Below are 26,387 nucleotides of genomic sequence, written 5' to 3'. Positions count from 1 at the left end.
CCATGACAGGAGTCCAGCCATGACCGCCCCCTCCGACCTCACCGTCCTCAGCTCCGCCCCCGCGCCGCGCACCGACGCCGCGCCCTCGGCCGCGACCCGCACCCTGCGCTACGCCGCCCACACCACCGCCATGACCCTCACGAACGTCGCCTTCATGGTGTTCACCATCGCGCTGCCGGTGGGGATGTATCTGCTGTTCTCGATGATGTTCGGCGCCGAGGCCGAGGGACAGGCGCGCGGGATGATCATGATCAACATGGCCGCCTACGGCGGGCTCGGCGCCGCGGTCACCGCCGGTACCCAGATCCAGGAGGACCAGCGGAACGGCTTCCTGCGCCAGCTGGTCGTCGCCGGGCTCTCGCCCCGCTCCTTCCTCGTCGGCTCCGTGATCGCCGCGAGCGCCGTGATCGTGCCCGCGCTCGCGGCCGTCGGCCTCGTGGGGCTCGCCACCGGGGTCGAGGCCTCGCCCGGCCGGTTCCTGCTCACCCTCGTGGTGCTGTGGCTGGGCCTGCTGCCTACGATCCTCATCGGGCTCGTGCTCGGCATGGTGCTCCGGGGCGCCGCCGCGATGGCCGGCGGCGTGGTGACGATGATGGCGATGGCGATCTTCGGCGGGCTGTGGATGCCGCTGGAGATGTTCCCGCAGTGGATGCAGGAGCTCGGCCGGCTCCTGCCCACCTACTGGATCGCGAGCCTGGGGGAGTGGTCCCTGCAGGGGGCGGAGCTGCCGGTGACGGGCCTGGTCGTGATCGGGGTGTGGACCCTCGTGCTCGGGGTGCTGTGCATGGTGAGCATGTCCCGGGCGGTGGGTCTGCAGCGGCGATGAGAGACGCTGGCACAATGACCGCCATGAGCACCCCCGACGCCCCGGACTGGGGGCGGTGGGCCCGCGACCCCGCCGAGCCGGGGGAGGAGGCCGCCGCCCGGCCCCTCACCCCGCGCGGCGTGCTCCGGGCCGCGCGCGAGTCGGGCGGGCTCGCGTTCTCCCTCCCGCCGGTGATGTTCGTGCTGGTCCCGATCGTGGTCGGCTGGATGCAGGCACCCGGGCCCACGATGGTGCTCGCCACCGCGCTGCTGCTCCTGTACGGGGCGATGTTCGCCGCCACCACCGGGATCGCGCTGTACCCGCGGCGGGTGCGCCTGATCTGGTTCGCGCTGTGCACCGGGATCCTGCTGGTGCTGATCCCGGTGATCGGCCTGAACGTGCTCTACATGGTGATGTTCCAGGCCATGACGCATGTGCTGCTGCTGCCCTGGCGGTGGGCGGTGCCCTCGATGCTGCTGATGAGCCTCGCCGTCATGGCGATCGCGCTCGTGGCCGGCCAGCCGATCGCGGCGGGCTTCGCCGTGATGGGCACGATCATGTCCTGGGGCATCGGGCACGGCATCCGTCAGCAGGTGCTGCAGGAGCAGCTCGAGGCCGCCCACCGCCGCAACGCCGTGCTCGCCGTCGCCGCGGAGCGGGAGCGGATCGGGCGGGACCTCCACGACCTCGTCGGCCACTCCCTGACCTCGCTGACGATCTCCGCCCAGCTCGCGCGGCGCCTGCTGGATAGCGACCCCGAGGCCGCCCGCGCCCAGCTCGAGCACATCGAGACCACGACCCGCCAGGCGCTCGCCGACGTGCGCGCCACCGCCTCCGGCATGCAGACCGTGCGCGCCGCGACCGAGATCGCCTCCGCCCGCACCGTGCTCGGCACCGTCGGGATCCAGGCCGAGGTCCCCACCGCCCTGCCGCCCCTGCACGAGGACCTCGCCGAGCTGTTCGGCTACGTGATCCGCGAAGGGGTCACCAACATCGTGCGCCACTCCCGCGCCACGCGCGCCCGGATCACCGTCGAGGAGGACGCGGTGACCGTCGCCGACGACGGCATCGGCATCCCCCACGGCGCCTCCCGCAGCGGCCTGCAGGGCCTCGAGGCCCGCGTCGTGCTCGCCGGGGGACGGCTCCGGGTCGAGACCTCCGAGACCGGCACCACCCTGAGGGCGACCATGGACCGGGCGACATGATCCGCGTCGCCGTCGCCGACGACCAGGCCATCCTCCGCGGCGGCCTCGCCGCCCTGCTGCGCCTGGAGCCCGACCTCGAGGTGGTGGGGGAGGCTGCGACCTGCGCCGGGACGCTCGAGATGGTCCGGCAGGCAGAGCCCGACGTGCTGCTGCTGGACGTGCAGATGCCCGCCGGGGCCGACGGCGCACCGGCCGACGGGATCGGCGTGGCCGAGCAGCTGCAGGGCACCGACGGCGCCCCGCGGATCATCGTGCTGACCACCTTCGGCAGAGCCGGCTACCTGCGGCGGACGATGGAGGCCGGGGCCAGCGGGTTCATGGTCAAGGACACCCCGGTCGAACGGCTCGTCGACGCGATCCGTCGCGTCCACCAGGGACTGCGGGTGGTGGACCCCGAGCTCGCCGCGCAGTCCCTCGCCGTCGGTCCGAGCCCCCTGACCGCGAAGGAGACCGAGGTGCTGCAGGCCGCGGCCGTCGGCGGCACCACCGCCGCGATCGCCGGGCGGCTGTTCCTCTCCGAGGGGACGGTGCGCAACCACGTCTCCGCCGCGATCGGGAAGCTGGGGGTCGCGAACCGGGCAGAGGCGGTGAGGACCGCCTCGGACAACGGCTGGATCTGAGCCCCTGCCACGGGTGACGCGTAGTCTGCCGGGGTGGATTCGATCGAGGTCCTGCTCGGCGCGCTGATCGACATCAGCGTGCCCGCCTTCGCGATCGCCTCCATGCTCTCGATGGGGCTGCGTACCCCGCTGCGCGCCTTCCGCGACCAGCTGCGGGACCGGCGCACCGTCCTCGCCGTCCTCGGCGCGAACTTCGTCGTCGTCCCGGCCGTCGGCACCCTGCTCATCTGGCTGCTCGCCGGCCTGCTGCCGCACCACACGGGGGAGGGGTTCGTCATCGCGCTGTGCGCGGCCGGCGCCCCGTTCGTGCTGCAGCTCGGGGCGATGGCCCGTATCCCCTACGGCGAGACCGCGGGGCCGATGGCGGTGCTGCTGCTCGGCTCGATCGCCTTCATGCCGCTGGTGGTGCCCTTCCTCCTGCGGGACGTCGAGGTGCACGGCTGGTCCGTCGCCCAGCTGCTGCTGGGCACGATGCTCTCCCCGATGATCGCCGGCATCGTCATCGCCGCGGTCTGGCCGGGACGCGCCGATCTCTTCGCCCGGATCGCGGGCGGCGTCGCCGCGGTCTCGGCGGTGCTGATGTTCCTCTCCGGCTTCGGCGCGAACTCCGGCCTCGTGCTGGACCTGCTGCTCTCCCCGGTGCTCCTCGTCGCCGCGGGTCTCGTCGCCCTCGCCTTCGTGGCGGGCCGCTTCGCCGGCGACCTCGCCGGGGACACCCTCACCGTCCCCGACGGTCCCGCGATCCTCACCAGCCAGCGCAACATCGCCGCCGCGCTGCTGGTCGCGCGCACCGGGGCGGAGGGCAGCGAGCAGACCGGCTCGATCGTCGTCGCGATCCTGCTGCTGAGCGCTGTCGGGTTCGTGATGCTCGTGCCCTATGCGCTCGCCACCGGCTGCGTCCGTCGACGCCGGGCGGGGGAGCGGGCCACGCTCGGGGTGCTGCTGGGGATCGTCGGACCGAAGGACGAGTGAGCAGGCACGAGGGAGCCGGCCGGTTCGCTCAGGGCGTCGCGCCCGGGTGAGGCGGCTCATGGACCGCGCCGCGCCGCCTCCGTAAGGTGGTGGGACGTGGCATCCCTCCTGCGCATCGTGCGCTTCACCCGTGCTCTCGCCCCGCTGTACACCGCGATCATCCTCTGCTCGGTGCTCACCGCGGCGGCGGCCCTCGCCGTCCCCTTCCTGATCGGCCACGCGACCGACACGGTCGCCGGGGCCGTCGGTGGGCAGACCCCCACCGGCACCGCGGTGCGCGCCGTGGTGCTGATCGCGGCCGCCGTGCTGGTCGCGGAGCTGTTCAACACGGTCGTGTCGAACATCGGCGGCTGGTTCGGCGACGTGATGAGCAACCGGATGCGCACGATCCTCTCGGTGCGCTACTACGACAAGCTCCTCCACCTGCCCCAGCGCTGGTTCGACGGGGAGATCACCGGCACGATCGTGGCGCGGCTGAACCGCTCGATCACCGAGATCACCAACTTCGCGAAGATGATGTCGAACTCCTTCGCGTCGATGCTCATCACCACGGTCGCGGTGCTCGCGATCAGCGCCTGGTACGCGTGGCCGCTGACCGTGCTGCTGCTGATCGTGTTCCCGCTGTACGTGTGGCTGACCTCGCTCACCTCCGTGAAGTGGCAGCGGCTCGAGGGGGAGAAGAACGAGCAGGTCGACATCGCCTCCGGCCGCTTCGCCGAGGTCGTCGGCCAGATCCGGGTCGTGAAGTCCTTCGTGCGCGAGCGCTCGGAGCTCGAGGACTTCCGTCGCCGCTTCGGGTCCACCGACGCCACCACCCGCGCCCAGTCCACGCACTGGCACCGTATGGACGTGATCCGCCGTGCGGTGCTGAACCTCGTGTTCTTCGGCATCTACGTGATCATCTTCGTGCGCACGGTCCAGGGCTCCTTCACACTCGGCGAGATGGTGCTGCTGGTGCAGCTGATGAGCATGGCCAAGGCCCCGGTGGAGTCGATGAGCTGGGTGATCGACTCCTCCCAGCGCGCCATCGCCGGGTCCAAGGACTACTTCCGCGTGATGGGGACCGAGGTCGACCCGCGCACCGCCGCGATGCTCGCCCGGTCCGAGGACGACGTGCCGCCGCCGGCCATCGAGCCGGTGCCCGGCGCCCCGGTGGTCCGCTTCCGGGACGTGTCCTTCGCCTACGAGGACGGGGAGGACGTGCTGCACGGGATCGACTTCTCCGTCGCCCGCGGGGAGAAGATCGCGCTGGTCGGGGAGTCCGGCGGCGGGAAGTCCACGATCGTGAACCTGCTGCTGGGCCTGTACGAGCCGCGCGCGGGCGAGGTCGAGGTGGTGGGACGCACCAGCGCCGAGCTGCCGCTGGACGAGCTGCGCTCCCGCATCGGCGTGGTCTTCCAGGACGCCTCCCTGTTCTCCGGCACCCTGCGGGAGAACATCGCCTACGGCCGGCCCGGCGCGAGCGACGAGGAGGTCGCCGACGCGGCCCGCCGCGCGAACGCCGACGGCTTCGTGCGCCGCTTCCCCGGCGGCTACGAGCAGGTGATCGGCGAGCGGGGGCTGAAGCTCTCCGGCGGACAGCGCCAGCGCATCGCCGTGGCGCGCGCGATCCTCAAGGACGCGCCGGTGCTCGTGCTCGACGAGGCGACCTCGGCCCTGGACACGAAGGCGGAGCGGCAGGTGCAGAAGGGCCTGGACGAGCTGATGGAGGGCCGCACTTCCCTGATCATCGCCCACCGCCTCTCGACCATCGCGAGCGTGGACCGGATCATCACGCTCGAGGACGGGCGGATCGACGAGATCGGCACCCCCGCCGAGCTCGCCGCCTCCGGCGGGATCTACGCCCAGCTGCTGGACCTGCAGAACAGCGGCGACCGCAAGCGCCTGGCGCGCTTCGACATCACAGGCTGAGGGCGTCGCTCAGGCGAGGTCCCGCCGCAGGGGGAGCAGGACGGCCGCCCCGGCGGCGAGGGCCGCGTAGCCCAGCAGCACGAGCGCCCCGAGCAGCGGGGGCAGCAGCGGCGAGGAGGCCACCGCGGTCTGCGCGCTGACCGCGTCGGCGACATAGGTGAAGCGGGTCAGCGCCGCCGCGGCGCCGCCCGGCAGGAAGGGATGCACCGCGCTCACCCCGGGGATCAGCATCAGCAGGTGCTCCAGGAGGTGGAAGTACCCCAGCGCGATCCCGATCGCGAGCAGCTGATGGCGGGCGAGCGCCCCGATCCCGACGCCGAGCACCATGTGCACGGCGGCCGCGAGCGCGAGCTGCAGCAGGATCCACGCCAGCTCCCCGGGCGGCACGCCGAGCCGCTGCCCGTGCAGCGCCGCCCCGAGGACCACGGCGAGGCCGGAGACGAGGGAGGAGACCAGTCCGTAGCCGAGCCCGAGCAGGGCGTAGGCGGCGAGCTTGGCCCCCAGCACCCGCTCGCGGTGGGGCTCGACCAGGAAGCTCGTGCCGATCGTGCGGTGTCGGTACTCGGCGGTGACGGCGACGGTGCCCAGCAGCACCGGGACGAACATCATCAGCCCGCCGAGCCCGAGCACCGTGCCCACGCCCTCGGCGGTGTCCAGCCCCGGCATCGGCGGGTCCGCGCTCTCCGGCCCGATCAGGGACAGCAGCACGGCCAGGCCCCCGCCGCACAGCACCGCGCACAGCAGCGTCCACAGCGGGAGCCGGGTGGCGCTCAGGCGGAGCAGCTCCGCGTGGAGGTGCCTCATGACGCGGCCCCCGCCCCGGTGGCGGCCAGCACGGCGCGCTCGAGGGAGCCGGCCGTGGCGACCAGGTCCTCGAGCGTGCCGGACCAGGCGGTCCTGCCGGCGTCGAGCAGGACCACGTCGTCCACGCTCTGCTGCACCTCGGCGAGCACGTGGCTGGACAGCAGCACGGTGCGGCCGCGGGCGGCCCGTTCCCGCACCAGGGACCGCAGCCAGGCGATCCCCGCGGGGTCGAGCCCGCTGGATGGCTCGTCGAGCACCAGCACGTCGGGGTCCCCGAGCAGGGCGGTCGCGAGCGCCAGGCGCTGGCGCATGCCGGTGGAGAAGGTGCCGATCCGAAGCCCCGCGAACCCCTTGGCGTCGACCTCGGCGAGGACCGCGCCGACCCGCTCGCGGGGGAGCCCGCCGAGCCGCGCGTAGGTGCGCAGATGCCCTCGGGCGGTCATCCGCGGGTGGGCGGAGGCGAGGTCGATCACCGCGCCGACGGTGCGGGAGGGGAAGGGGAGGTCCCGGTAGGGCCGGTGGGCGATGAGCGCGCTGCCGCGGTCGGGTCGCACCAGCCCCAGCAGCATCCGCAGCGTGGTGGTCTTCCCGGCCCCGTTCGGTCCCAGCAGGCCGGTGACCCGTCCCGGACGGGCCGTGAAGCTCACCTCGTCCACGGCGCGGAGCGTTCCGAAGCTCTTGGACAGGCCGCGGGCCTCGACCGTCACGGGGGTCATGACCGCACCGCCGAGGTGAGGGTCGCGGCCAGGCGCGCCGCATCGGGGGCGCTCAGCAGCAGCTCGTCGAAGCCGGTCGCGGCACGGTCCACGCCCACGCGCAGCAGCGGCATCCCGCGTCGCATGGAGACCAGGCGGCGCAGCCCGGAGGGGTGGCGGAAGATCCCGAGCTTGCGCCGGCCGGAGACGACCAGACCGGAGCGGATCCCGAGCGTCTCGGAGGTCCAGCCGGGCTCGACCCGGACGTCGCGCAGGGCGTCCATCGGGATCTCGAGGCGATCGCGGCGGACCATCAGGGACTCCCAGCCCGGGAAGTCGAGGCGGAGGCGGGTGCTGTCGGCGGTGACGGTGGTCATGGCGGGGCTCCTGCCCTCGTAGAATGGTCTCGTACTGCAAACATTATCAGCATGAGAACGATAGGGGAAGAGCATGCCCGATCCTGTCGATCCCGCACGGCTGTCCGAGGTGATCACGCATCCCGTCCGGCTGCGGATCATCCAGCAGGTCGGCGGTCGTCGCCTGACCACCGCCCAGCTGCGCGAGGCCCTGCCCGAGGTCACGCAGGCCACCCTCTACCGCCACGTCGGCGCGCTGCTGGAGGCCGGGTTCCTGGCCGTGGTCGACGAGCGGCGGGTGCGCGGCGCCGTCGAGCGCACCCTCGCCCTCGGCGACCAGATGGCGCACGTGGACCAGGACGGGCTGCGCGCCATGGACGCGGCCCAGCTGCGCGCCGCCTTCCTCGCCTTCCTCGGCGAGCTCGCGGCCGACTTCGATCGCGTCGTCGAGGACGAGGATCCCGCGCTGCGCGGGATGATGGGCTTCGGTCGCGGGCCCGTGTACGTGGACGAGGAGGACCTCGCACGGATCCAGGACGGCTTCGCCGAGCTGCTGGCCCCCTATCTCGAGGACCGCGGTGAGGGGAAGCGGCGCGTCGGCCTCGCGACAGTGCTCCTGCCCGAGGTCGATCAGAAGGAGAGGTCGAGCGCGTCGAGCGTGTCGCCCCAGCCCTGACGATAGTTCTCGGCCGGGGCGTCGTCCGCCCACGGGCCCGTGTGGCGGATCGTGAGCAGGGTGCTCCCGTCGTGCTCGCCGACGAGATGGAGGTCCACCGCCTCGTCCTCGGAGTCCCCGTCGGCGTCCCGCCAGGTCCAGGTGAAGGACAGGCGGGTCGGCTCGTCCACCTCGAGGTAGGTCCCCTCGAGCGTGATCCCGACGGCGGGGGCCTGGATCCGGTAGGCGCCGCCGGGGCGGACGTCGGCCTCGATCATCACGTCCGGCCACTGGTTCCACCACCATGTGCGCAGCCCCTCGGCGGAGGCGAATGCCCGCCAGACGCGGTCGACGCCCGCCGCGAAGCGCCGCTCGATGTGCAGGGGTGAGCGGGTGAGTAGTCGGAACGTGCGCACTCCCTCGGCCTCGATCTCCTCGTCCGGGAGGGCCTGCGGGGAGCCCTCATCGAGGGCGCGGGCGAGGGACTGCAGCGTCTGCTCCCAGCCGCCGCCGTAGCCGGCGGCGTGCCCGGGCTCGGCGAGCGCGTGGTGCAGGCGCAGCTCGGCGCCGCCCTCGCCGAGGGGGACGATGCGGGCGGTGATCACGCTCTCCGCCTCGCCCTGCCAGGACCAGGAGACCTGCACCAGGTCCTCCTCGCAGGCCAGCACCCGGCCGACGGCGACGTCGTCGGGGTCCTCGCTGAGGGAGGCCGTGAAGGCGTCGCCGACGGCGGCGGGGTCGCCGTCGATCTCGCCGAACCAGCGGGCCAGACGGCTGGGGTCGTGGAGCGCCCCGCGGAGGTTCTCGGGGGCGGCGTGATAGCTGCGGCGGAAGACGAGCTCGGGATGCTCGGGGGTGCCGATGAGGGCGTGGGCGGTGGGACGGTGCACGGGGTGCTCCTCGCAGAGGTGACGTCAGCGATGACGCTCGTGGCGGGCGAGCTCGGTCTCGAGCGCGTCCAGTCGTCCGGGCCAGAGGTGCGAGTAGCGGTCCACCCAGGCGGTGACCTCCTCGAGCCCGCCGGGCGCGAGGGAGTACAGCCGATAGGACCCCTCGCGACGCGACTGCACGACGTCCGCGTCGCGCAGCACCCGGAGCTGGTTGGACACGGCCGGCTGGCGGATGCGGAACTCCGCGGAGACGGCCTCGCCGATCGTGCCCGCCGACTGCTCCCCGTCGCTCAGGATCTCGAGGATCCGCCTGCGCACGGGGTCGGCGAGCAGGGCAAAGGAATTCACGCCGCGATGATATCAGCGATCAGTGATATCGGGAAGGGGGAGCAGCCGCGGCAGCACCCGCACCAGCACCACCATCCCGACCAGCTCCACCAGGGTCTGGGCCACCACGGCCGCAGGTGCGAGCGGGGAGGGCGTCGCCAGCGCCAGCGGGAGCACGACGAGGGAGTTCCGGGTCGCGCCGGAGAAGGTCACGGCGCGGGCCGAGGCGGCGTCGAGGTGCGCCAGGCGCGCGAGCAGCAGCCCGGCGACCATCATGAGGGCGAGGAAGGCGACGTAGATCGGCACGACGGCCGCCAGGGCCGCGCCCGCCCCGAGCGCGCGCGGGGCCTGCGAGGCCGTGACCGTCAGGAGCACCACCAGCATGAGCGGCACCATCGCCGGGGCGAGCACGAGGCGCGGGGCGAGACGCTGCAGGAGCGCGGCGAGCAGCAGCGGCAGCAGCACCAGCAGCACGAGGGCCCGCACGAAGGGTCCCGGATCGAACAGGCCCACCGCGGCGTCGCCGCCGAGCAGCGGCACCAGCACGGGCAGGGCGAGGACCTGGGCGAGCATCAGCAGCGGCGTCGCGGCGAGGAGCTTCTCGTGCGCGCCGCGGGCCAGAGCCGTGAACACCACGACGTAGTCGATGCACGGCGCGAGCAGCACCAGCAGCGCTCCGATCAGCAGATCGGGCCGGTCGCGCAGCGGCAGGGTCAGGGCCCAGACGACCGCCGGCACCACCAGGAAGTTCATCGCCAGCAGGGCGAGCAGGAAGCGCCTGTCCGCGAGGGTCTCGCCGAGACGGACGAGCGGGATGCCGTGGAAGGTCACCAGCAGCAGCGCCGCGATCGCGGGCTCGACCGCAGGGGCGAGGACGGGGGCGGTCCCCGGAGCGGCCCCGCCGAGCAGGACGCCGACGGCGATCGCGGCGAGGTAGAGGGGGACCTGTCGGCGCTCGAGCAGCTGCAGCAGGTCCATGCGGGGAACTGTATCCGGGCCCTCAGCGGACGCCCGGGGACGGGCGGTAGCATGGCCGCGATCACAACTTCGGGGGCGACGAAGGAGCTCACATGGGATTCATCCAGGCATTCAAGGGCGCGGTCGGCGGCATGCTCGCCGATCAGTGGAAGGACTTCCTCACCGTCCCGAACGGGCTGCCGCAGACGGCGGCGCTGTTCCCGGCGGTCCCGCAGGGCACCAACGCCGGCCGCGGCTCGAACACCCGCGGCTCCGAGAACGTCATCACCAACGGCTCGAAGATCCTCGTGCCCCAGGGGTACGGACTGATCACCGTGGTCGACGGCCGCGCGACGGGCCTGGTCACCGAGGCCGGCGGCTACGAGTTCAACGACTCCTCCCCGGACGCCCGCTCCGTCTTCGCGGGCGAGGACCTGCTCGCCTCGACCGTGGGCACCTCCTGGGAGCGCTTCAAGTACGGCGGCCGCCCCTCCTCGCAGCAGCTCGCCTTCTACGTGAGCCTCAAGGAGATCCCCGACAACCGCTTCGGCACCCAGTCGGAGATCTACTGGGACGACGCGTATCTCAACGCGCAGGTCGGTGCGGTCACGCGCGGCTCCTACACGCTGCGGATCATCGACCCGCTGCTGTTCGTGCACAACTTCGTGCCCGCCTCGTTCATCTCCGCGAACGCCCCGGTGTTCGACTTCTCCGATCCCGACAACGCGGCCGGGAACCAGATGTTCCAGGAGGTCGTCGGCTCCCTCGCCCAGGCGTTCTCCCGCTACACGAACGATCCCGACAAGGGCAACCGCATCTCCCGCATCCAGGGCGACTCGGTCGGCTTCGCCCAGTCGCTCTCCGCCGCCGTCGAGGAGGGCTACCGCTGGTCCAGCGATCGCGGCCTCGCGATCGTGAAGACCGCGATCGTCTCGATCGAGTACGACCAGCGCACCCGCGAGCTGCTGGCCGACGTGCAGAAGGCCGACGCGCTCTCCGGCGCCCGCTCGCAGTCCTTCATGAACCAGGCCGCGGCGCGCGGCGTGCAGGCCGCGGGCGAGAACGGCGGCGGCGCGGGACTGGCGATGTTCGGGGCGGGCATGGGCGCCGCCGGCGGGATGGTCAACCCCGTCCAGCCGTGGGCGCCGCCCGGCCAGCAGGGCGCCCCGCAGCAGCAGGCCCCCGCCGAGGGTCAGCAGGCCCCGCAGCAGCAGGCCGCTCCCGCGCAGGAGGACCCCGTCGCGAAGCTCGCCCAGTACAAGCAGATGCTGGAGCAGGGGCTGATCAGCGAGGAGGACTACGAGGCGGCGAAGAAGGCCGCGCTCGGCCTCTGAGCCGCGCCCGCACTCCCGGAGCACTCTCTCGATGACCTCACCCCCTCCGCAGGATCCGCAGGGCCCGCCGTGGGCGCGCCCGCCGCAGCCGCCCCGGGCCCCGCAGCCCGGAGGCGCGGCGTCGTCGAGCACCGACGCCCCGATGCTCGGGGACGAGGCCGTCGCGCGCGCCGCCGAGGCCGCCGCAGGCCACAGCTCCGAGCGGATCATCGACACGAGCTCCGGCCGGGACGACGGGCTGAACAAGTGCCCGCGCTGCGGCAGCACCGAGATCCAGTACTCGCTGACCGCGAAGGCGCTGGTGTGCTCGTACTGCCGCCACAGCTGGAACGAGGACATCGCCGAGCAGCGCTTCGGGCTCGACTCCTCGATCGCGGAGCTGCGCGGCCACACCATGGCCTCCGGCACCGCGGACGTGCGCGAGGACCTCACGACCGTGACCCTGAAGTGCCAGGGCTGCGGCGCGGAGATCGTCCTCAACGTCGACCAGCAGATGCAGGCCCGCTGCCACTGGTGCCGTCAGACCCTCTCGATCAACTCGCAGATCCCCAACGGCGCGGTGCCGGACGCGGTGCTGCCCTTCCTGCTCACCCGCGAGGAGGCGGTCGAGCGGATCGACGCCTTCGCCGGGAAGCGCAAGACCTTCGCGCTGGGCCGCTTCACGCAGGAGTTCGTGCCTGAGAACGTGATGGGCGTGTACATCCCGTATCTCGTGGTCGACGGGAACATGCACGCCGTGCTGCGCGGCACCGGCGAGGTCACCACCCGCGAGTACACGGTGCGGCGCCGCGTGGGCAAGGACAACTACGTCACCGAGACCTACTACGACGCGGACGTCTACGCCGTCCAGCGCGCCTTCGACCTGCTGGTCGACGACCTCACCGTCGAGTCCGCGAGCCGGTTCGACGCGGACGAGAACGAGGAGGCGACCAACAACATCCTGAGCGCCGTCCAGCCCTACGACACCGAGAACGCGGTCACCTACAACTCGAACTACCTCAAGGGCTTCACCTCCGAGCGGCGCGACCTGAACGTCCGGGACGTCGACGCCGAGGTGGAGGACAAGTTCCTCGCGATCGCCCGGGCGAAGGCCGCCCCCACCATCTCCCGCTACGACCGCGGGGTGCGCTGGAAGGAGGAGGGCGTGGCCGTGCACGGCACGCGCTGGGTGTCGATCTACGTGCCGGTGTGGCTGTACAGCTACGCCGACTCCGCCAAGGGCGAGGGCGCGCTCACCCACTACATCGCCGTCAACGGCCGCACCGGCACCACGATGGGCTCCGTGCCCGTCTCCCATCCGAAGATCTTCGCCGCCTCCTGCGCCGCGGGCACCGTCGCCGCCGTGGTCGGCGCGCTCGCCGGGCTCGCCTACATGTTCTTCTGATGAGCACGCCGACCACGACCGACCACCCCCGAGGAGGCCCGCATGCACCCGCTGCTCGCTGAGATCGCCGCGGACCCGACCGCCGCGATGCTGCTGGCCGACTCCGGGGACGGCGCCGCCGGGATCGCCTTCCCCTTCCTGCTGGGCCCGGCGGTGTTCCTGGGCACCTACCTCGGCATCTACCGCTATTACCGCAACCAGGACAAGCGGCACGAGTTCGAGAAGAAGACCGACGTCGCCGTCGGCAACCTCCGCACCGGCGACCGGCGCGTCGGGACCAACAACCGCCAGAAGAGCCGCACCATGTCCGGCGTCAACAGCCGCGACCATCTCGAGCGCGTCCGACGGATCAGGGTGGAGTGATGGCGGGGACGGAGGTCGTCGTCGTCGGAGCCGGGCTGTCGGGCCTGGTCGCCGCGACCGAGATCGCCGACGGCGGACGGCGCGTGCTGCTGCTGGAGCGCGAGGGGGAGCAGGACCTCGGCGCGCAGGCGTGGTGGAGCTTCGGCGGGCTGTTCCTCGTGGACAGCCCCGAGCAGCGCCGCTTCGGGATCCGCGACTCGCTCGAGCTCGCCCGACAGGACTGGCTCGGATCCGCCGCCTTCGAGCAGGGGGCCGACGACACCTGGCCGCGCCGCTGGGCCGAGGCGTACCTGCAGTTCGCCGCGGGGGAGAAGCGCGACTGGCTGCGGTCGATGGGGCACCGGCTCTTCCCCGTCGTCGGCTGGGCCGAGCGGGGCGACGGCCGCGCCGAGGGGCACGGCAACTCCGTGCCCCGCTTCCACCTCACCTGGGGGACGGGGCCGGGCCTCGTCGAGCCCTTCGCCCGGCGGCTCGCCGCGCACCGCGAGGCGGGGCGGATCGCGCTGCGCACCCGGCACGCGGTGGAGGACCTGCTGCTGGAGGAGGGGCGCGTGGTCGGGGTGCGCGGCAGCGTGCTCGCGCCCGACGGCTCCCCGCGCGGCGCCGGCTCGACCCGCGAGGTCACCGGCGAGTTCGAGGAGCGCGCCCCGGCGGTGCTGCTCGCGACCGGCGGGATCGGCGGGAACGAGGAGCTGGTGCGCTCGCTGTGGCCCGAGGAGCTCGGCACCATGCCGGAGGACTTCGTGCACGGGGTGCCGGCGAGCGTGGACGGCGCCGGGATGCTCGCCGCCGAGCGGGCCGGAGCGCGCTGGATCCACCGTGACCGCATGTGGCACTACACCGAGGGGATCCGCAACTGGGACCCCGTCTGGCGCGGCCACGGGATCCGGATCCTGCCCGGACCGTCCTCGCTGTGGATCGACGCGCGCGGCCACCGCCTGCCCGCCCCCGCCTATCCCGGCTTCGACACCACGGGCACCCTGCGCCATCTGCGCACCACCGGCCACGACCACTCCTGGTTCGTGCTGACCCGGAAGATCATCGAGAAGGAGCTCGCGCTCTCCGGCAGCGAGCAGAACCCGGACCTGACCGGCAAGGACTGGAAGCAGGTGCTCGGACGGGTGCGGCCCGGCGCGCCCGGCCCGGTGCAGGCCTTCCTCGACCGCGGCGAGGACTTCCTCCAGGCCCGCGACGTGGAGGGGCTCGTCGACCAGATGAACGCGCTGGTGGGGGAGGACCTGATCGACGCCCGTGCGCTCGAGCGCACGATCCGTGCCCGGGACGCCGAGGTGGGCAACCGCTTCTCGAAGGACACCCAGATCACCGCGCTGCGCGGCGCGCGCGGCTATCTCGGCGACCGCCTGATCCGCACCGCCTCCCCGCACCGGCTGCTCGATCCCTCGGCGGGTCCGCTGATCGCGGTGCGCCTGCACGTGCTGCTGCGCAAGACCCTCGGCGGTCTCGAGACCGACCTCGGCGGCCGCGTGCAGCGCGAGGGCGGCGCCGCGCTGCCCGGCCTCTACGCGGCTGGCGAGGCGAGCGGCTTCGGGGGCGGCGGCATCCACGGCCACAACGCGCTCGAGGGCACCTTCCTCGGCGGCTGCCTGTTCTCCGGCCGGCAGGCCGGGCAGGGGATCCTCGCGGACCTGCGCTGAAGCGCACTGTCCACAAGAAGGTCCGCGCACTGGTACAGGGTGAACGAGCTTCGTAGACTCGACGTATGGGACTGGAGATCGCGGAGGTGGAACGAGCGCTGCTGGCGCTCGACCCCGAAGCGCGCGCCGAGGTCATCCGGCGGGGTCTGCGGAGCCTTGACGAGGGGTACGCAGCTCCGGAGGGAACGGTCGCCGCCGACGAGTGGCGTGATGAGCTGAAGCGCCGTGCCGACGACGTCGTCGAAGGCCGTGTGGAGCTGGGGACATTCGCCGCCACGAAGGCAGAGTTCGAGCGTCGTCATCCCCGTACCGCGGAATGACGGACCCGGTCCGCGAGCACCCGTCCGCAGGATCAGAGCTCCTCGCCGCCGCTGAGTATTACGAAGGCCTGGTGCCAGGTCTCGGACACGAGTTCATGATCAGGGTCGCCGAAGCGGTGCGGAGCATCGGTGCTGGACCCGAGAGCTGGCCGCCGGTCGCCGACGCCGGCGGCGGGGTCGTCGCACGGCGCGGATCTGTACGGACCTTCCCCTACAGCGTCGTCTACATCTACCATCGCGCCGAGATCGTCATCCTGGCGTATGTCCATGACCATCAGCGACCGGGATACTGGCGCGGCCGTGCAGCGGGGTCTGCTGACGGATGAGCGGCTCAGGCCGTGGAGATCAGCCGCGCGACGCCCCTTCGGTCTGACCCGAGGCCTCACTCCCCGGTGCGCTCGGCACCCTCCAGCAGGATCGTCGAGAAGTCGTCCTCGCCGTGGCCGGCGGCGATCTCCGCGTCGAGCGAGGCCAGGGCGCCGCGCAGCGCGGGCAGGTCGCTGCCGGGGCGAGACGAGCCGTCGGACGCAGCGCCGTCGACGGTGTCGATCATCAGCCGGGCGTCCTTCGCGATGGCGTCCGCGGTGAAGTCCCCTCCCTCGGTGCTGCGCTCTCCGCGCACGAACGGGCCCTTCATCCCCGCGATGAACGCGAGCCCGGTGGAGCCGAGCATGTCCAGGGTCGCCTCGGGGGAGGTGCCGGTCGCCTCTCCGAGGGCGAGCGCCTCCCGCAGACCCTGCGCGGAGACGGCCAGCGCCAGGTTCGCCAGCAGCTTCCCGACGGCGGCCTCGCGGCCGGAGCCGACGCCGCGCAGGCGCTCCGGATCGGCCCAGGGGGCGACGAGGTCGAGGACCTGCTCGCGCCGCCCGTCGTCGGGGGTGCCGACGTAGACGCCGAGCGTGCCGCTGCGGGCCGGGCCCAGGGTGCCGACCACGGGCGCGCCCACGTAGGAGGGGACGGCGTCGGCGAACTCCTCGGCGTCGGCGGGGGAGACGGTGGTGGTGTCCACCCAGGTCACGCCGGCCGGGATCAGGGACGGGGCGATCACCGTCTCCCGCACCGCGTCGGGGCCGAACAGCGAGGTGACGACCAGCTCGGCGTCCGCGACGGCCTCGGCGGCGGTGGAGGCGACCGCGGCGCCCGCCTCGGCGACGCGCTGCGTGCGGGAGGCGGTGCGGTTCCAGACGGTGAGCTCGTGGTCGGGGAGCAGATGGAGGGCCAGCTCGGTGCCCATGCGGCCGGTGCCCAGGAACGCGATTCTCATGCCGCCAGTGTGCCACCGGGCCGTCCACAGCGGCCTGTCGTCCGGCCCCGGGAACGTGCACAATGGAAGTCATGACTCCTCGCCTCTCCCGTCGCCGGGCGCTCGTCGCCGCCGCCGCTGCCGGGCTCGGACTGCCCGCCGCCGCCACCGCCACCGCGGCGGAGCCCGCGCGTCGGGGCGGTCCGTTCCAGTCGCTGCGCGCCGCGACCTTCAACGCCTCCCTGAACCGCGGCCGGGAGGGGCAGCTGCTCGAGGACCTCGCCACCGGGAAGGACGCCCAGATCCGGGCGGTCGCCGAGGTCATCCAGATCAACAGCCCCGACATCCTGCTGCTCAACGAGTTCGACCACGACGACGAGGGACGCGGCGCGGACCTCTTCCGCGAGAAGTACCTCGAGGTGCCGCAGAACGGGCAGAGCCCCGCCTTCTACCCCTACGCCTTCACCGCCCCCGTGAACACGGGCGTGCCCTCCGGCCTGGACCTGAACCGCGACGGCGCCGTCGAGGGCCCGGATGACGCCTGGGGATTCGGCCAGTTCCCCGGCCAGTACGGGATGGTGGTCCTCTCCCGCTACCCGATCCTCACCGATCAGGTGCGCACCTTCCAGAACCTGCGCTGGGCGGACATGCCGCAGAACCTGCTGCCCACCGAGTTCTACGGGCCGGAGATCTCCCCGCAGCTGCGGCTGAGCTCGAAGTCGCACTGGGACGTGCCGGTGCAGATCGGCACGGACGTCCTCCACGTCCTCGCCGCACACCCCACCCCGCCGAGCTTCGACGGTCCCGAGAAGCGCAACCAGCGCCGTAACCACGACGAGATCCGGCTGTGGGTCGACTATCTCCAGCCGGGCCGTCGCTCGCAGTGGATCGTCGACGACGCCGGGGTGCGCGGCGGTCTGGATCCCAGCGCCCCCTTCGTGATCCTCGGCGACTTGAACTCCGACCCGGTCGATGGTGACTCCTGGCCCGGCGCGATCGAGCAGCTCCTGCGCCATCCCCGCGTCCAGGACCCGAAGCCCACCAGCGACGGCGCCGTCGAGGCGGCCGAGACGCAGGGAGGCGCGAACGCCGGGCACGGCGGCGAGGCGCGGTACGACACCGCCGACTTCGCCGAGCCCACCCCGGGGAACCTCCGCGTCGACTACGTGCTGCCCGCCCGCGAGCTGCAGATCGTTTCCTCGGCCGTGTACTGGCCGCGCCAGGGCGAGCCGGGCAGCGAGCTGACCGGCAGCCACCCCTTCCCCACCTCCGACCACCGCCTGGTGCGGGTGGACCTGCAGGTGAAGGCGTGAGCCCGGCCTCCGCCCCGCTCCTCGACGTCGCCGCGCTGCACGCGCTGATCGACGAGATCGGGCAGGAGGGTCGCCCCCTGGTCCTGCTCGACGTGCGCTGGGCGCTCGACGGCAGCAAGGGCGAGCACGACCACCTCGCCGGGCATCTCCCCGGCGCGGTCTACGTCGACCTCGGCACCGAGCTCGCGGCCCCGGCGCGCCCCGAGGCGGGCCGTCACCCGCTGCCCGATCCCGCGGACTTCGCCGCGACCCTGCGCCGTCTCGGCGTCACCGAGGACTCCCGCATCGTCGCCTACGACGACGCCGACGGCGGCCCCGCCGCCCGCCTGGTGTGGATGCTGCGCGCCCTCGGCCACGAGGGCTCCGTGCTCAGCGGCGGCCTGCACGCCTGGAACGGACCGCTCGAGAGCGGGCCCGTCACCCCGGAGCCCGGGGACGTGCCGGTGCGGGACTGGCCTGCGGACCGGATCGCGAGCGCCGACGAGGTCGCGCAGCTCGCCGCCTCCGAGGAGGCCGTCGTGATCGACGCCCGCGCCCCCGAGCGCTATCGCGGCGAGGTCGAGCCGATCGACCCGCGCGCCGGCCACGTGCCCGGCGCCGTGAACCTGCCCTATGTCGGCAACCTCGATGCGGAGCGGCGCTTCCTTCCCCCCGAGGAGCTGCGGGAGCGCTTCGAGGCCGCCGGCGTCACGGCGGACGGCGAGACCGTCGTGTACTGCGGCTCCGGCGTCACCGCCACCCACGACCTGCTCGCGCTCGAGGCCGCGGGCTTCCCGCGGGTGCGGCTCTTCCCCGGCTCCTGGTCGCAGTGGAGCACGGACCCCGAACGGCCCGTCGCCGTCGGCCCGAACCCTTGAGCCCCCTCCCGCTCACGCTCCCGGGTTGATCTCCCGGATCGCCGCGATGATCTCGCGGTGCCGGCGTCGCTGCGCGGGACGCTGCTCCTCGGGCACGTCCTGGCCCAGCACCGCCGCCCAGATCGGGACCATCTCCTCGCGGTACGAGTGCCCGTGCCCGCCCGGCGCCGCGATCGACAGCGGCATGTCCGAGGCGATCTGCCAGAAGGTGATCCAGGGGAACCAGCGCATCGCCGGGGTGACGTCGTGCCCCACCCGTTCCTGCAGCCAGGCCGGCTCCCGCCACAGCAGCGAGGGATCGAACCACACCACCGGGTCCGAGGGATGCTGGGCGAAGACCACGCGCGGGCTCTCCCACGGCACGTACAGCCCGCCCCAGTAGTTGCGGTCCAGGTCCCGGGGACGGGTGACTACGCGGACGTGCCGGCCGTCGTCGATGATCGGCGCGACCGCGGGGGAGCCGGGCCGGGCACGGGAGGTCAGCTGCTCCCACAGCGGGGTGAAGCTCGGGGTGCCCGTCCACACCGCCCCGTCGACCGTGCGCAGCAGCTCGGGCAGGTCGCGGAACGCGGCGGTGCCGCCGAAGGCGCCCAGCGACTCGCCGGCCACGTACAGGCGCGGACGCCGCTCAGGCGGGAGCTGTGCCATCCGGCGCCGCACGCCCTGGACCAGCAGCGCGCCGGCGCGCTGCGGGGAGCGGCGGTCGGCGAGATAGGTGAGGGGGCTCGGGAAATAGGAGTACTGGAGGGAGGCGGTCGCGCAGTTCCCCGCGGTGAGGAACTCGATCGCGGACAGCGACCACTCCTGCAGCCAGCCGGTGCCGGTCCCGGTGAACAGCACCAGCACCTCCCGGTCCCAGGCGCCGGTGCGGTCCAGCTCCGCGATGACCGCGTCGACGGTGTCCTCGAGGGTGCGGGAGCCGGACTTCGCGGCGTACACGCGGATCGGCTCGGCCGCCTCTCGGCCGACGGTGCGGGAGATCGTGGCCGCCTCCGCGCCGGCGGAGACGATCTTGCGGCCCGGCGCGCCGAGGGACTGCCAGGTCTCCAGCGAACCCGGCCCGCCCGAGCGCAGCGCGGAGGTGGGGCGGGGCACGTCGGGGGAGATCAGCCGGTTCGCCGCGTCGGCCCGCTCGATAATGCCCTCGAGCACCCGCCCGCGGATCAGCCGGTCCACCGCCACCGCGACCGTGGCGGCGGTCAGCAGCAGCGAGGCGGCGCCGACCACGCGCGCCGGCAGGTAGGGACGCAGCAGTGAACGGTAGAAGTGCGCGGTCGCGACGGTGGACCGGGCGGCGACGAGCGCGGCGAGGGAGAACCCGGCCCCGGCCGCCGTGCCGACCAGGTGCGTGGCGAGGTTCTTGGGCTCCTGGTGGACCAGATGGCTGATCTCCCGCTGCCGCATCACCCCTCGCACCCACGAGTAGGCGGTGATGCCGACGAGGGCGCACGCCCCCGCCCAGCGGGCGCGGCGGCGATGGTCCGGGGCGATGTCCACCTCGAGGCCGATCGCGGCGCCGGCGCGGCGCACGGCACGGCCGGCGAGGGCGCCGGCGGCGTAGCCGTAGACCTCCGACAGCCCGATGTTCGCCGCCCACATCCACCAGGTGCGGGGCAGCAGGCTCGGGGAGGTCGAGATCCATGCGGTCAGCGAGGCGCCGAGGAAGCCGCCGGTGTCCAGCGGGGCGGCGATCGCCGAGCGGCGCGCCCCGCGACGCGCCCGACGGGTGGTGCGGCGCAGCGCTCGCGCGGCGCCGCCGGTGAGGCCAGTCAGGGAGGACAGTGCGGAGGCGGGGCCGAAGCGCATGGGGGAAGGCTATCGGAGCACGCCCGGCAGGCGCGATGCGCTTCCTCCGTACCCTGGGGGCATGAAGATCCTGCTTCCCGACACCATGCCCCTGGACCCGACGCTGCCGGAGGGCTGGGAGGCGGTCGTGGTCGACGCCCGCGCCGAGATCCCCGCCGCCCATCACGACGCCGCCGCCCTCGTGGTCTGGGGCTCCTCCCGCCGCCACCTCGCCTCCGCCGCCGCGGACCTGCCGCAGCTGCGGCTGGTCCAGTCCCTCGCCGCCGGGGTCGAGGGGATCCTCGCCGCCGGCTTCGCGGACGACGTCGTCGTCGCCACCGGCGCGGGCCTGCACTCGAGGACCGTCAGCGAGCATGCGCTCGCCCTGCTGCTCGCCCTCGTGCGGCGCCTGCCCGAGGCCCGCGAGGCGCAGGAGCGCCACGAGTGGAGCGACGAGCTCGGGGGCCTGCAGCCCCTGCACCCCGAGGGACGCCTCACCACGCTGCTCGGCGCGCGCGTGCTGATCTGGGGCTTCGGCAGCATCGGGCAGACCCTCGCCCCGATGCTGCAGGGCCTCGGCGCCCAGGTGCGCGGCGCCGCTCGCAGCGCCGGCACCCGCGCCGGCGTCGAGGTGATCGCCGAGGCCGATGTGCCCGCCGCCCTGCCGGGCACCGACGTGCTGGTGAACATCCTGCCCGCCACCGAGCGGACCGCCGGGATCGTGGGCCGCGAGGTGCTCGCCGCGCTGCCGGACCACGCGATCCTCGTCAACGTCGGCCGCGGCGCGACCGTCGACCAGGTCGCGCTGCGCGAGGCGCTCGAGGCGGGGACTCTCGGCGCGGCCGGCCTCGACGTCACCGAGCCCGAGCCGCTCCCGTCCGGCGACCCGCTGTGGGACGCGCCGCGCCTGCTGATCACCCCGCACGGCGCAGGAGGCCGGCCCGTCGGCGCCGATGAGCGGATCGCCGCGAACCTCCGCGCCCTGGTCGAGGGCGGCGAGGTGCTGCACCCGGCCGCGCGCTGACGCCGCGCCGGGGCGCCTCAGCCGGCGAGATCGGCGGCGAGGCGCTCGACGGCCCGGGCCGAGGTCTCCGCGACCACGTCGATCTCGAGGTGGAACTGCTGACCGGCGGCGGGACCGCACAGGTCCGAGACGGCGCGCAGCGCCACGAAGGGCACGCCGAGCGCCTCGGCGGTGCGGGCGGTGGCGGTGGTCTCCATGTCGGCGCTGAGCGCGCCGGGGAACCGCTCCCGCATCGGGTCCGCCAGCGGGGCGGTGACGAAGGCGTCGCCGGCGAGCATCAGCCCGCGCCGCACCGCGGCCGTCTGGTCGGCGCGGGCGGCGCGCTCGGCCCGGTCCGCCCAGGACGTCTCGGCCACGATCCGCTCGGGCCCGCCGGGCAGCTGCCCGGGGGCGTAGCCGAAGGCGGTCGCGTCCGCGATCGACCAGGCGAAGGTCTCGCCCACGATCACGGTGCCCACCTCGACATCCGCGGCGAGGCCGCCGCAGGAGCCGGCGGCGACCACGAGGGCGGGGGAGAGGGCGAGGACGCCCCAGGTCGCGGCCGCGGTCGCGGCGGCGACGCCGATGCCGGTGGTGACCACGACGGCCTCGGACCCGCCGAGGCGACCGCGGACGGCCGCGACCGGGGCGGGGAAGGGGACCTCGACGGGGGCGGGGCCCTCGAGGCGGGAGGTCAGCGGCGCGGCCTCCTCGGGCATCGCGACGAGGACCAGCAGGGGAGCGGGGGCGGAGGTCTCGGGCATGGTCGAAGCGTACCGGCGGGCCGGAGCCCGGCCGGTGCCGCTCCCGCACCGTCCAGGCGGGTTCGTTAGTCTGGGCGGACCGGCACAGAGGCGGCCCGAGCGGCCGCGGACAGGAGGGCAAGCGATGGGTCGCATCCGAGACGCCGTGGTGACGGGGGCTCGCGCCGCCGCGAGGATCCCGATCCCCTCCGCCCTCACCCATCAGGCGCTGCGCGAGGCCCGCAGCCCGCAGCCTCCCTCGCACGTGCTGAAGTCCCATGCGATCGAGCAGGAGATGATCGGCCGCACCCGCACCGTGTGGCTGGACCGCCACCACCGCGGCAACGGCCTGATCATCCACCTGCACGGCGGCGCCTACGTCTCGGGCCCCTTCACCAGCGACTGGGCCTGGCTCTCCCGCCAGGTCGAGGCGCAGGACTGCGCCGGGCTCATGGTCGACTACCGCAACGCCCCCGATCACCAGCACCCCGTCGCCCGGGACGACGTCGAGGCGGTCCTCGCCGCGCTCGCGGCCGACGGGCGGCTGGGCGAGGGCCCGTGGGTCCTCAGCGGCCAGCACTCCGGCGGCGGGCTCGCCGTGGTCGTCGCGCGGCGACTGGTCGAGCAGGAGTCCGAGGCGCTCGCGCCGGTGCCCGCCCCGGCCGCGATCGTGCTGATGTCGCCCTGGCTGGACCTGGAGCTGTCCGCCGCGTGGATGAGCGAGACGGACCAGTCCGATCCGGTGCACGAGCGGCGCCTGCTGCGCGATGCGGCCCGCCGCTACGCCGGGCGCACCCCGCTGGACGATCCGGACCTCTCCCCGATCAACCGGGGCCTGGAGGGCCTGCCGCCGCTGCACCTGAGCGTCGGCCAGAAGGACCTCTTCGCCTCCGACGCGCGGGTCGCTCGGCTCCAGCTCGAGGAGAACGGCGAGGAGGTCGCCTATCGGGAGATCGGCGGCCGCCTCGGTCTGCAGCTGATCCCGCGCAAGGGCGAGGACATCGAGCGGCTGCACCGCGAGCAGTCCGAGCTGATCGGCCGCGCCCTGGGCCGGAAGGACCGGGACGGCCGGGAGGGCTGAGCGGCCCCGTCAGCCCTCGACGATCACGAGCGAGGGGGCGGGGGCGGCGACGGTCCAGCGGTGCCGCGGCATCGCCTTCACCAGCCCCGCCACGAGCAGGGCGTGGCCCACCAGGTAGGTCAGCATCACCAGCTCCGTGCTGAACGCGATCGCGGCGCCGGGCAGGAACCAGTCCATCCCCAGCAGCGAGCTCGACAGCAGGAACAGGGTGCCTCCCGTCCAGGTCAGGCCGTTGCCGCCGGCGGAGAGGAAGGCCATCGTCGCCAGCGCCACCGCATAGGCGGCCACCATCGGCAGCAGGGAGCCGGCCCCGTCCGCGCAGGCGACGAACAGCCCGATCACCACGGCGCCGTAGGGGATCGCGAGCGCGATGCGCATCGGGTCGCGGGAACGGGTCCACAGCGGCACGAGCGCGGCCGAGTAGCAGATCAGCGCGCCCAGGAAGCCGACGACGGCGAGCATCCCGCTGCCCTCGACGGGGACCTGCCCCACGCTGTCGCCGATCCATGCGCAGACCAGGGCGCCGAGCATCAGCCCCGTCGTGCGGGAGCGGTACGGGGCTGCGGTGAGCACCACGGCGATGAGCACCGGGGCGAACATCGGCTGGGTGATCCGGCCGATCAGATCCGCGTCGGCCAGGAGCGCGCCGAGGTGGACCAGTGCGAGGAGCGCATAGGCCCCCCACAGGGCGCGATGGGCCGAGCGGATCGTGGACACCGTCCCAGCGTAGGAAGCAGATCCTGGCTCTGACCAGGGATCGACCGCCGGACTGGGGCACGTTTGGGTAACGGCGGACACGGTTCGGTCACGACGGGGGAGGGATGTCCGAAATGCCGCGCCGGGGGTGCCCTCACATCTGCTGCGGCGCCTCCACCCCGAGCGCGTCGAGGCCCTCGACGAGCACGCGCTCGGTGAGCTGTGCGAGGGCGAGACGGCCCGCGCGCACCTCCGCGTCGTCCTCCTTGAGGATCGGGGAGGCGTCGTAGAACGCGGTGAACGCCTGCGCGAGGGAGAAGAGATACGCGCACAGGCGGTGCGGCTCGTACTCCGCGCCGACGGAGGCGAGGACCGGGCCGAACTCGAGCAGCTGCAGCGCGAGCGCCCGCTCCGCGTCGTTCACGACCAGGGGCGCCGCCGCGGCGGTGACGCCGGCCGTCTCGGCCCGTCGGCCGATCGAGCGGATCCGCGCCACCGCGTACTGGAGGTAGGGCGCGGTGTTGCCGGTCAGCGCCAGCATCCGGTCGAGGTCGAAGGTGTAGTCCGAGTCGTGCGCGGTGGAGAGGTCGGCATACTTCACGCCGCCGATGCCGATCGCGTGCGCGATCTGGTCGCGCTCCTCGTCGGAGAGGTCGGGGCGCAGCTCGTCGATGACGGTGCGGGCCTTCGCCACCGCCTCCTCCAGCAGCGCCATCAGCCGCAGCGAGGCGCCGGAGCGGGTGCGCAGGATCTTGCCGTCCTCGCCGAGCACGGAGCCGATCTTCACATGGGTCGCCTCGACCTCGTCCGGCAGCCAGCCCGCCTCCCGTGCGGTGGCGAACACCATCCGGAAGTGGAGCTCCTGCGCGGTGCCGACGACATAGGCGATGCGGTCCGCCCCGAGGTCCCGCACGCGATGGCGGATCGCGGTGAGGTCCGTGGTGGCGTAGCCGTAGCCGCCGTCGGACTTGCGGATGATCAGCGGCAGCGGCTGCTCGTCGCGGCCCGTGAAGCCCTCCGGGAAGACGCACAGCGCCCCGTCGGAGATCCGGGCGATCCCGTCGGCCTCCAGGTCGGTGCAGGTGGTCTCGAGCTGGTCGTTGTAGGTCGACTCGCCGGCGAGGTCCTCGTCGGTCAGCGTCACGTCCAGCATCTCGTAGATGCGGTGGAAGTACTCCTTGGACAGCCCCACCAGGTGCGTCCAGATGCGCAGCGACTCGGCGTCCCCGGACTGGAGGGTCGCCACGCGCCGACGCGCTCGCGCGGCGAAGCCGGACTCGCCGTCGGCGGCGGCCTCGGAGGCGTCGAACTTCGCGCGCGCCGCCTGGTAGAACGCGTTGGGGTCGGTGGTCAGCAGCTCCGCCTCGGCGCTGTCCTCGCCCACCTCGAGGAGGTGCTCGATGAGCATCCCGAAGGGGGTGCCCCAGTCGCCGATGTGGTTCTGGCGCACGACGGTGTGGCCGAGCTTCTCGAGGGTGCGGGCGATCGAGTCGCCGACCACGGTGGTGCGCAGGTGGCCGACGTGCATCTCCTTGGCCACGTTCGGCGCCGAGTAGTCGAGCACCACGGTCTCCGCCCGCTCGGGGGAGGAGACGCCGAGGCGGGCGTCGCCCGCGAGCTCGGCGGCCTGCGCGGCGACCCAGTCGGTGCGCAGGCGGATGTTCAGGAAGCCGGGTCCGGCGATCTCCGGGGTCTCCGCCATGTCCGAGAGGTCCACGGCCGCGAGGATGTCCGCGGCGATGTCGCGGGGCTTGCGGCCGAGGCGCTTGGCCAGTCCCATCGCGGCGTTGCACTGGAAGTCCGCGAACTGCGAGGGGCGGATGATCGGATCGGCGTCCGCGAACTCGGGCCCGAAGGCGGCGGCGAAGGCGGACTGGAAGCGCTCGGTCAGCGCGATCTCGGGAGCTGGCATGCGTCCCAGGGTAGTGGCCCTCCCGCACGGTCGGGGGACAGCCCCCTGGCCGCGGACATCAGCGGTGCCTACCCTGGCTCCATGCGTTCCCTCCTGAGCCTGGTCCTGAACATCATCTGGCTGCTGACCGCCGGCTGGTCGCTCTTCCTCGGCTACCTCCTCGCCGGGATCCTGGCGTGCCTCCTCGTCGTCACCATCCCGTTCGGACTCGCGTCCTTCCGCATCGCGGGCTTCGTGATCTGGCCCTTCGGCCGCGAGGTCGTCGACACCGGCCGCGGCGGCGCCGCCGGCACGATCGGCAACGTGATCTGGTTCGTGATCGCCGGCTGGTGGCTCGCGCTCGGCCACGTCGTCACCGCGCTCGCCCAGGCCGTCACGATCATCGGCATCCCGCTCGCGTGGGCGAACCTCAAGCTGATCCCCGTGACCTGCTTCCCCTTCGGCAAGGAGATCCTCGACGCGGACTCGGCCCGCGCCCGCATGCTCCCCACCGCGCGGTGA

At 73.3% G+C, this 26,387-nt stretch carries 27 protein-coding genes; 16 read left to right on the top strand and 11 right to left on the bottom strand.

The genetic code is table 11. The features are described from left to right. Positions 1–19: 19 nt before the first annotated feature. From DEU31_RS07740 to DEU31_RS07720, 5 genes are all read left to right on the top strand, one after another. A complete protein-coding gene (locus DEU31_RS07740) occupies positions 20–826 on the top strand; it encodes an ABC transporter permease (protein WP_133676689.1) in 807 nt (268 codons plus the stop codon). A gap of 23 nt (positions 827–849) precedes the next feature. After that, positions 850–2,010, top strand: a complete 1,161-nt coding sequence (locus tag DEU31_RS07735) for a histidine kinase (protein WP_243733774.1) — start codon at positions 850–852, stop codon at positions 2,008–2,010. Continuing rightward, positions 2,007–2,630: a response regulator transcription factor gene (locus DEU31_RS07730; RefSeq protein ID WP_133676687.1), complete on the top strand. Its 624-nt coding sequence runs from the start codon at positions 2,007–2,009 to the stop codon at positions 2,628–2,630. The genes DEU31_RS07735 and DEU31_RS07730 overlap by 4 nt, the downstream gene beginning before the upstream one ends. 33 nt (positions 2,631–2,663) lie before the next feature. Beyond that, positions 2,664–3,602, top strand: coding sequence for a Na+-dependent transporter (locus tag DEU31_RS07725; RefSeq protein WP_010549970.1), 939 nt, complete (start codon positions 2,664–2,666; stop codon positions 3,600–3,602). A gap of 96 nt (positions 3,603–3,698) precedes the next feature. Continuing rightward, complete coding sequence (locus tag DEU31_RS07720; RefSeq protein ID WP_133676686.1) at positions 3,699–5,513, top strand: ABC transporter ATP-binding protein; 1,815 nt, start codon at positions 3,699–3,701, stop codon at positions 5,511–5,513. Positions 5,514–5,522: 9 nt separating this feature from the next. Here the strand turns inward: DEU31_RS07720 and DEU31_RS07715 are convergent, their stop codons facing one another. Genes DEU31_RS07715 through DEU31_RS07705 form a run of 3 tightly spaced genes read right to left on the bottom strand, consistent with a single transcriptional unit; the run spans position 5,523 to position 7,389 of the window. Next, entirely contained in the window at positions 5,523–6,317 is a 795-nt protein-coding gene (locus DEU31_RS07715; RefSeq protein WP_133676685.1) for an ABC transporter permease, read from the bottom strand. Then, entirely contained in the window at positions 6,314–7,033 is a 720-nt protein-coding gene (locus tag DEU31_RS07710; RefSeq protein ID WP_010549973.1) for an ATP-binding cassette domain-containing protein, read from the bottom strand. The genes DEU31_RS07715 and DEU31_RS07710 overlap by 4 nt, the downstream gene beginning before the upstream one ends. Then, positions 7,030–7,389: a hypothetical protein gene (locus DEU31_RS07705; protein WP_010549974.1), complete on the bottom strand. Its 360-nt coding sequence runs from the start codon at positions 7,387–7,389 to the stop codon at positions 7,030–7,032. Before DEU31_RS07705 ends, DEU31_RS07710 begins: the two co-directional genes overlap by 4 nt. A 73-nt stretch (positions 7,390–7,462) precedes the next feature. Between DEU31_RS07705 and DEU31_RS07700 the strand changes: the two genes are divergently transcribed. Beyond that, complete coding sequence (locus DEU31_RS07700) at positions 7,463–8,044, top strand: helix-turn-helix domain-containing protein (RefSeq protein ID WP_010549975.1); 582 nt, start codon at positions 7,463–7,465, stop codon at positions 8,042–8,044. On the opposite strand, the gene DEU31_RS07695 is transcribed toward DEU31_RS07700, so the two are convergent. The 3 genes from DEU31_RS07695 to DEU31_RS07685 are packed head-to-tail and all read right to left on the bottom strand — an operon-like array spanning position 7,999 to position 10,218. Continuing rightward, positions 7,999–8,913: an SRPBCC family protein gene (locus DEU31_RS07695; protein ID WP_010549976.1), complete on the bottom strand. Its 915-nt coding sequence runs from the start codon at positions 8,911–8,913 to the stop codon at positions 7,999–8,001. The two genes, DEU31_RS07700 and DEU31_RS07695, sit on opposite strands and share 46 nt — an antisense overlap. A gap of 24 nt (positions 8,914–8,937) precedes the next feature. Continuing rightward, positions 8,938–9,261, bottom strand: coding sequence for a metalloregulator ArsR/SmtB family transcription factor (locus tag DEU31_RS07690; RefSeq protein WP_010549977.1), 324 nt, complete (start codon positions 9,259–9,261; stop codon positions 8,938–8,940). Positions 9,262–9,273: 12 nt separating this feature from the next. Next, positions 9,274–10,218 carry a bile acid:sodium symporter gene (locus DEU31_RS07685; RefSeq protein ID WP_133676684.1) on the bottom strand — a complete coding sequence of 315 codons (945 nt, stop codon included), beginning with the start codon at positions 10,216–10,218 and terminating at the stop codon, positions 9,274–9,276. Between the two features lie 92 nt (positions 10,219–10,310). Here DEU31_RS07685 and DEU31_RS07680 point away from each other — a divergent pair, with 92 nt between their 5' ends. The 5 genes from DEU31_RS07680 (at position 10,311) to DEU31_RS07660 (ending at position 15,253) form a co-directional block, all read left to right on the top strand. Then, the gene (locus DEU31_RS07680) at positions 10,311–11,531 is read left to right on the top strand and encodes an SPFH domain-containing protein (RefSeq protein WP_133676683.1); all 1,221 of its coding nucleotides are present in this window, start codon (positions 10,311–10,313) and stop codon (positions 11,529–11,531) included. A gap of 31 nt (positions 11,532–11,562) precedes the next feature. Beyond that, complete coding sequence (locus DEU31_RS07675) at positions 11,563–12,915, top strand: TFIIB-type zinc ribbon-containing protein (protein ID WP_243733773.1); 1,353 nt, start codon at positions 11,563–11,565, stop codon at positions 12,913–12,915. A gap of 42 nt (positions 12,916–12,957) precedes the next feature. Continuing rightward, complete coding sequence (locus DEU31_RS07670; protein WP_133676682.1) at positions 12,958–13,278, top strand: hypothetical protein; 321 nt, start codon at positions 12,958–12,960, stop codon at positions 13,276–13,278. Beyond that, positions 13,278–14,933, top strand: a complete 1,656-nt coding sequence (locus DEU31_RS07665; protein WP_133676681.1) for an FAD-binding dehydrogenase — start codon at positions 13,278–13,280, stop codon at positions 14,931–14,933. Before DEU31_RS07670 ends, DEU31_RS07665 begins: the two co-directional genes overlap by 1 nt. Before the next feature lie 65 nt (positions 14,934–14,998). Continuing rightward, positions 14,999–15,253 (top strand): addiction module protein, encoded by a 255-nt coding sequence (locus tag DEU31_RS07660; RefSeq protein ID WP_133676680.1) that lies wholly within the window; start codon positions 14,999–15,001, stop codon positions 15,251–15,253. Between the two features lie 382 nt (positions 15,254–15,635). Here DEU31_RS07660 and DEU31_RS07655 read toward each other — a convergent pair whose 3' ends face one another. Further along, positions 15,636–16,517, bottom strand: a complete 882-nt coding sequence (locus DEU31_RS07655; protein WP_029360300.1) for an NAD(P)-binding domain-containing protein — start codon at positions 16,515–16,517, stop codon at positions 15,636–15,638. Positions 16,518–16,588: 71 nt separating this feature from the next. On the opposite strand from DEU31_RS07655, the gene DEU31_RS07650 reads away from it, so the two are divergent. Together DEU31_RS07650 and DEU31_RS07645 are read left to right on the top strand one after the other, a co-directional pair. Further along, positions 16,589–17,809 (top strand): endonuclease/exonuclease/phosphatase family protein, encoded by a 1,221-nt coding sequence (locus tag DEU31_RS07650; RefSeq protein ID WP_010549986.1) that lies wholly within the window; start codon positions 16,589–16,591, stop codon positions 17,807–17,809. Next, positions 17,806–18,666 (top strand): sulfurtransferase, encoded by an 861-nt coding sequence (locus tag DEU31_RS07645; protein ID WP_133676679.1) that lies wholly within the window; start codon positions 17,806–17,808, stop codon positions 18,664–18,666. Before DEU31_RS07650 ends, DEU31_RS07645 begins: the two co-directional genes overlap by 4 nt. Positions 18,667–18,678: 12 nt before the next feature. On the opposite strand, the gene DEU31_RS07640 is transcribed toward DEU31_RS07645, so the two are convergent. After that, the gene (locus DEU31_RS07640) at positions 18,679–20,472 is read right to left on the bottom strand and encodes an alpha/beta-hydrolase family protein (RefSeq protein WP_010549988.1); all 1,794 of its coding nucleotides are present in this window, start codon (positions 20,470–20,472) and stop codon (positions 18,679–18,681) included. A 61-nt stretch (positions 20,473–20,533) separates the two neighbouring features. Between DEU31_RS07640 and DEU31_RS07635 the strand changes: the two genes are divergently transcribed. Next, positions 20,534–21,475, top strand: coding sequence for a phosphoglycerate dehydrogenase (locus tag DEU31_RS07635; protein ID WP_133676678.1), 942 nt, complete (start codon positions 20,534–20,536; stop codon positions 21,473–21,475). A 17-nt stretch (positions 21,476–21,492) separates the two neighbouring features. Here the strand turns inward: DEU31_RS07635 and mtnN are convergent, their stop codons facing one another. Continuing rightward, complete coding sequence (gene mtnN, locus DEU31_RS07630; protein WP_053916449.1) at positions 21,493–22,218, bottom strand: 5'-methylthioadenosine/S-adenosylhomocysteine nucleosidase; 726 nt, start codon at positions 22,216–22,218, stop codon at positions 21,493–21,495. Between the two features lie 124 nt (positions 22,219–22,342). On the opposite strand from mtnN, the gene DEU31_RS07625 reads away from it, so the two are divergent. Next, on the top strand, positions 22,343–23,278 hold the full coding sequence (locus DEU31_RS07625; protein ID WP_010549991.1) for an alpha/beta hydrolase fold domain-containing protein: 936 nt from the start codon (positions 22,343–22,345) through the stop codon (positions 23,276–23,278). Between the two features lie 9 nt (positions 23,279–23,287). On the opposite strand, the gene DEU31_RS07620 is transcribed toward DEU31_RS07625, so the two are convergent. Both DEU31_RS07620 and argS read right to left on the bottom strand, forming a co-directional pair. Next, positions 23,288–23,995, bottom strand: a complete 708-nt coding sequence (locus DEU31_RS07620) for a lysoplasmalogenase family protein (protein WP_133676677.1) — start codon at positions 23,993–23,995, stop codon at positions 23,288–23,290. Positions 23,996–24,128: 133 nt separating this feature from the next. Next, positions 24,129–25,886, bottom strand: coding sequence for an arginine--tRNA ligase (gene argS, locus DEU31_RS07615; RefSeq protein ID WP_133676676.1), 1,758 nt, complete (start codon positions 25,884–25,886; stop codon positions 24,129–24,131). Between the two features lie 81 nt (positions 25,887–25,967). Here argS and DEU31_RS07610 point away from each other — a divergent pair, with 81 nt between their 5' ends. After that, a complete protein-coding gene (locus DEU31_RS07610; RefSeq protein ID WP_010549994.1) occupies positions 25,968–26,387 on the top strand; it encodes a YccF domain-containing protein in 420 nt (139 codons plus the stop codon).

It is taken from the genome of Brachybacterium sp. AG952 (assembly GCF_004362645.1).
In the GTDB taxonomy this organism is placed as follows: domain Bacteria; phylum Actinomycetota; class Actinomycetes; order Actinomycetales; family Dermabacteraceae; genus Brachybacterium; species Brachybacterium conglomeratum.
The sequence above is the reverse complement of the archived record's forward strand: the minus strand, read 5'-3'. Positions and strand labels throughout refer to the sequence as shown.

Excerpts from the sequence above, each read along its gene's own strand:
- mtnN (WP_053916449.1), bottom strand. The coding sequence starts at position 22,218 with ATGCCCGAGACCTCCGCCCCCGCTCCCCTGCTGGTCCTCGTCGCGATG.
- DEU31_RS07700 (WP_010549975.1), top strand. The coding sequence starts at position 7,463 with ATGCCCGATCCTGTCGATCCCGCACGGCTGTCCGAGGTGATCACGCAT.
- argS (WP_133676676.1), bottom strand. The coding sequence starts at position 25,886 with ATGCCAGCTCCCGAGATCGCGCTGACCGAGCGCTTCCAGTCCGCCTTC.
- DEU31_RS07740 (WP_133676689.1), top strand. The coding sequence starts at position 20 with ATGACCGCCCCCTCCGACCTCACCGTCCTCAGCTCCGCCCCCGCGCCG.
- DEU31_RS07710 (WP_010549973.1), bottom strand. The coding sequence starts at position 7,033 with ATGACCCCCGTGACGGTCGAGGCCCGCGGCCTGTCCAAGAGCTTCGGA.
- DEU31_RS07650 (WP_010549986.1), top strand. The coding sequence starts at position 16,589 with ATGACTCCTCGCCTCTCCCGTCGCCGGGCGCTCGTCGCCGCCGCCGCT.
- DEU31_RS07680 (WP_133676683.1), top strand. The coding sequence starts at position 10,311 with ATGGGATTCATCCAGGCATTCAAGGGCGCGGTCGGCGGCATGCTCGCC.
- DEU31_RS07640 (WP_010549988.1), bottom strand. The coding sequence starts at position 20,472 with ATGCGCTTCGGCCCCGCCTCCGCACTGTCCTCCCTGACTGGCCTCACC.
- DEU31_RS07675 (WP_243733773.1), top strand. The coding sequence starts at position 11,563 with ATGACCTCACCCCCTCCGCAGGATCCGCAGGGCCCGCCGTGGGCGCGC.
- DEU31_RS07715 (WP_133676685.1), bottom strand. The coding sequence starts at position 6,317 with ATGAGGCACCTCCACGCGGAGCTGCTCCGCCTGAGCGCCACCCGGCTC.
- DEU31_RS07685 (WP_133676684.1), bottom strand. The coding sequence starts at position 10,218 with ATGGACCTGCTGCAGCTGCTCGAGCGCCGACAGGTCCCCCTCTACCTC.
- DEU31_RS07705 (WP_010549974.1), bottom strand. The coding sequence starts at position 7,389 with ATGACCACCGTCACCGCCGACAGCACCCGCCTCCGCCTCGACTTCCCG.
- DEU31_RS07735 (WP_243733774.1), top strand. The coding sequence starts at position 850 with ATGAGCACCCCCGACGCCCCGGACTGGGGGCGGTGGGCCCGCGACCCC.
- DEU31_RS07655 (WP_029360300.1), bottom strand. The coding sequence starts at position 16,517 with ATGAGAATCGCGTTCCTGGGCACCGGCCGCATGGGCACCGAGCTGGCC.
- DEU31_RS07665 (WP_133676681.1), top strand. The coding sequence starts at position 13,278 with ATGGCGGGGACGGAGGTCGTCGTCGTCGGAGCCGGGCTGTCGGGCCTG.
- DEU31_RS07660 (WP_133676680.1), top strand. The coding sequence starts at position 14,999 with ATGGGACTGGAGATCGCGGAGGTGGAACGAGCGCTGCTGGCGCTCGAC.
- DEU31_RS07635 (WP_133676678.1), top strand. The coding sequence starts at position 20,534 with ATGAAGATCCTGCTTCCCGACACCATGCCCCTGGACCCGACGCTGCCG.
- DEU31_RS07625 (WP_010549991.1), top strand. The coding sequence starts at position 22,343 with ATGGGTCGCATCCGAGACGCCGTGGTGACGGGGGCTCGCGCCGCCGCG.
- DEU31_RS07670 (WP_133676682.1), top strand. The coding sequence starts at position 12,958 with ATGCACCCGCTGCTCGCTGAGATCGCCGCGGACCCGACCGCCGCGATG.
- DEU31_RS07610 (WP_010549994.1), top strand. The coding sequence starts at position 25,968 with ATGCGTTCCCTCCTGAGCCTGGTCCTGAACATCATCTGGCTGCTGACC.
- DEU31_RS07730 (WP_133676687.1), top strand. The coding sequence starts at position 2,007 with ATGATCCGCGTCGCCGTCGCCGACGACCAGGCCATCCTCCGCGGCGGC.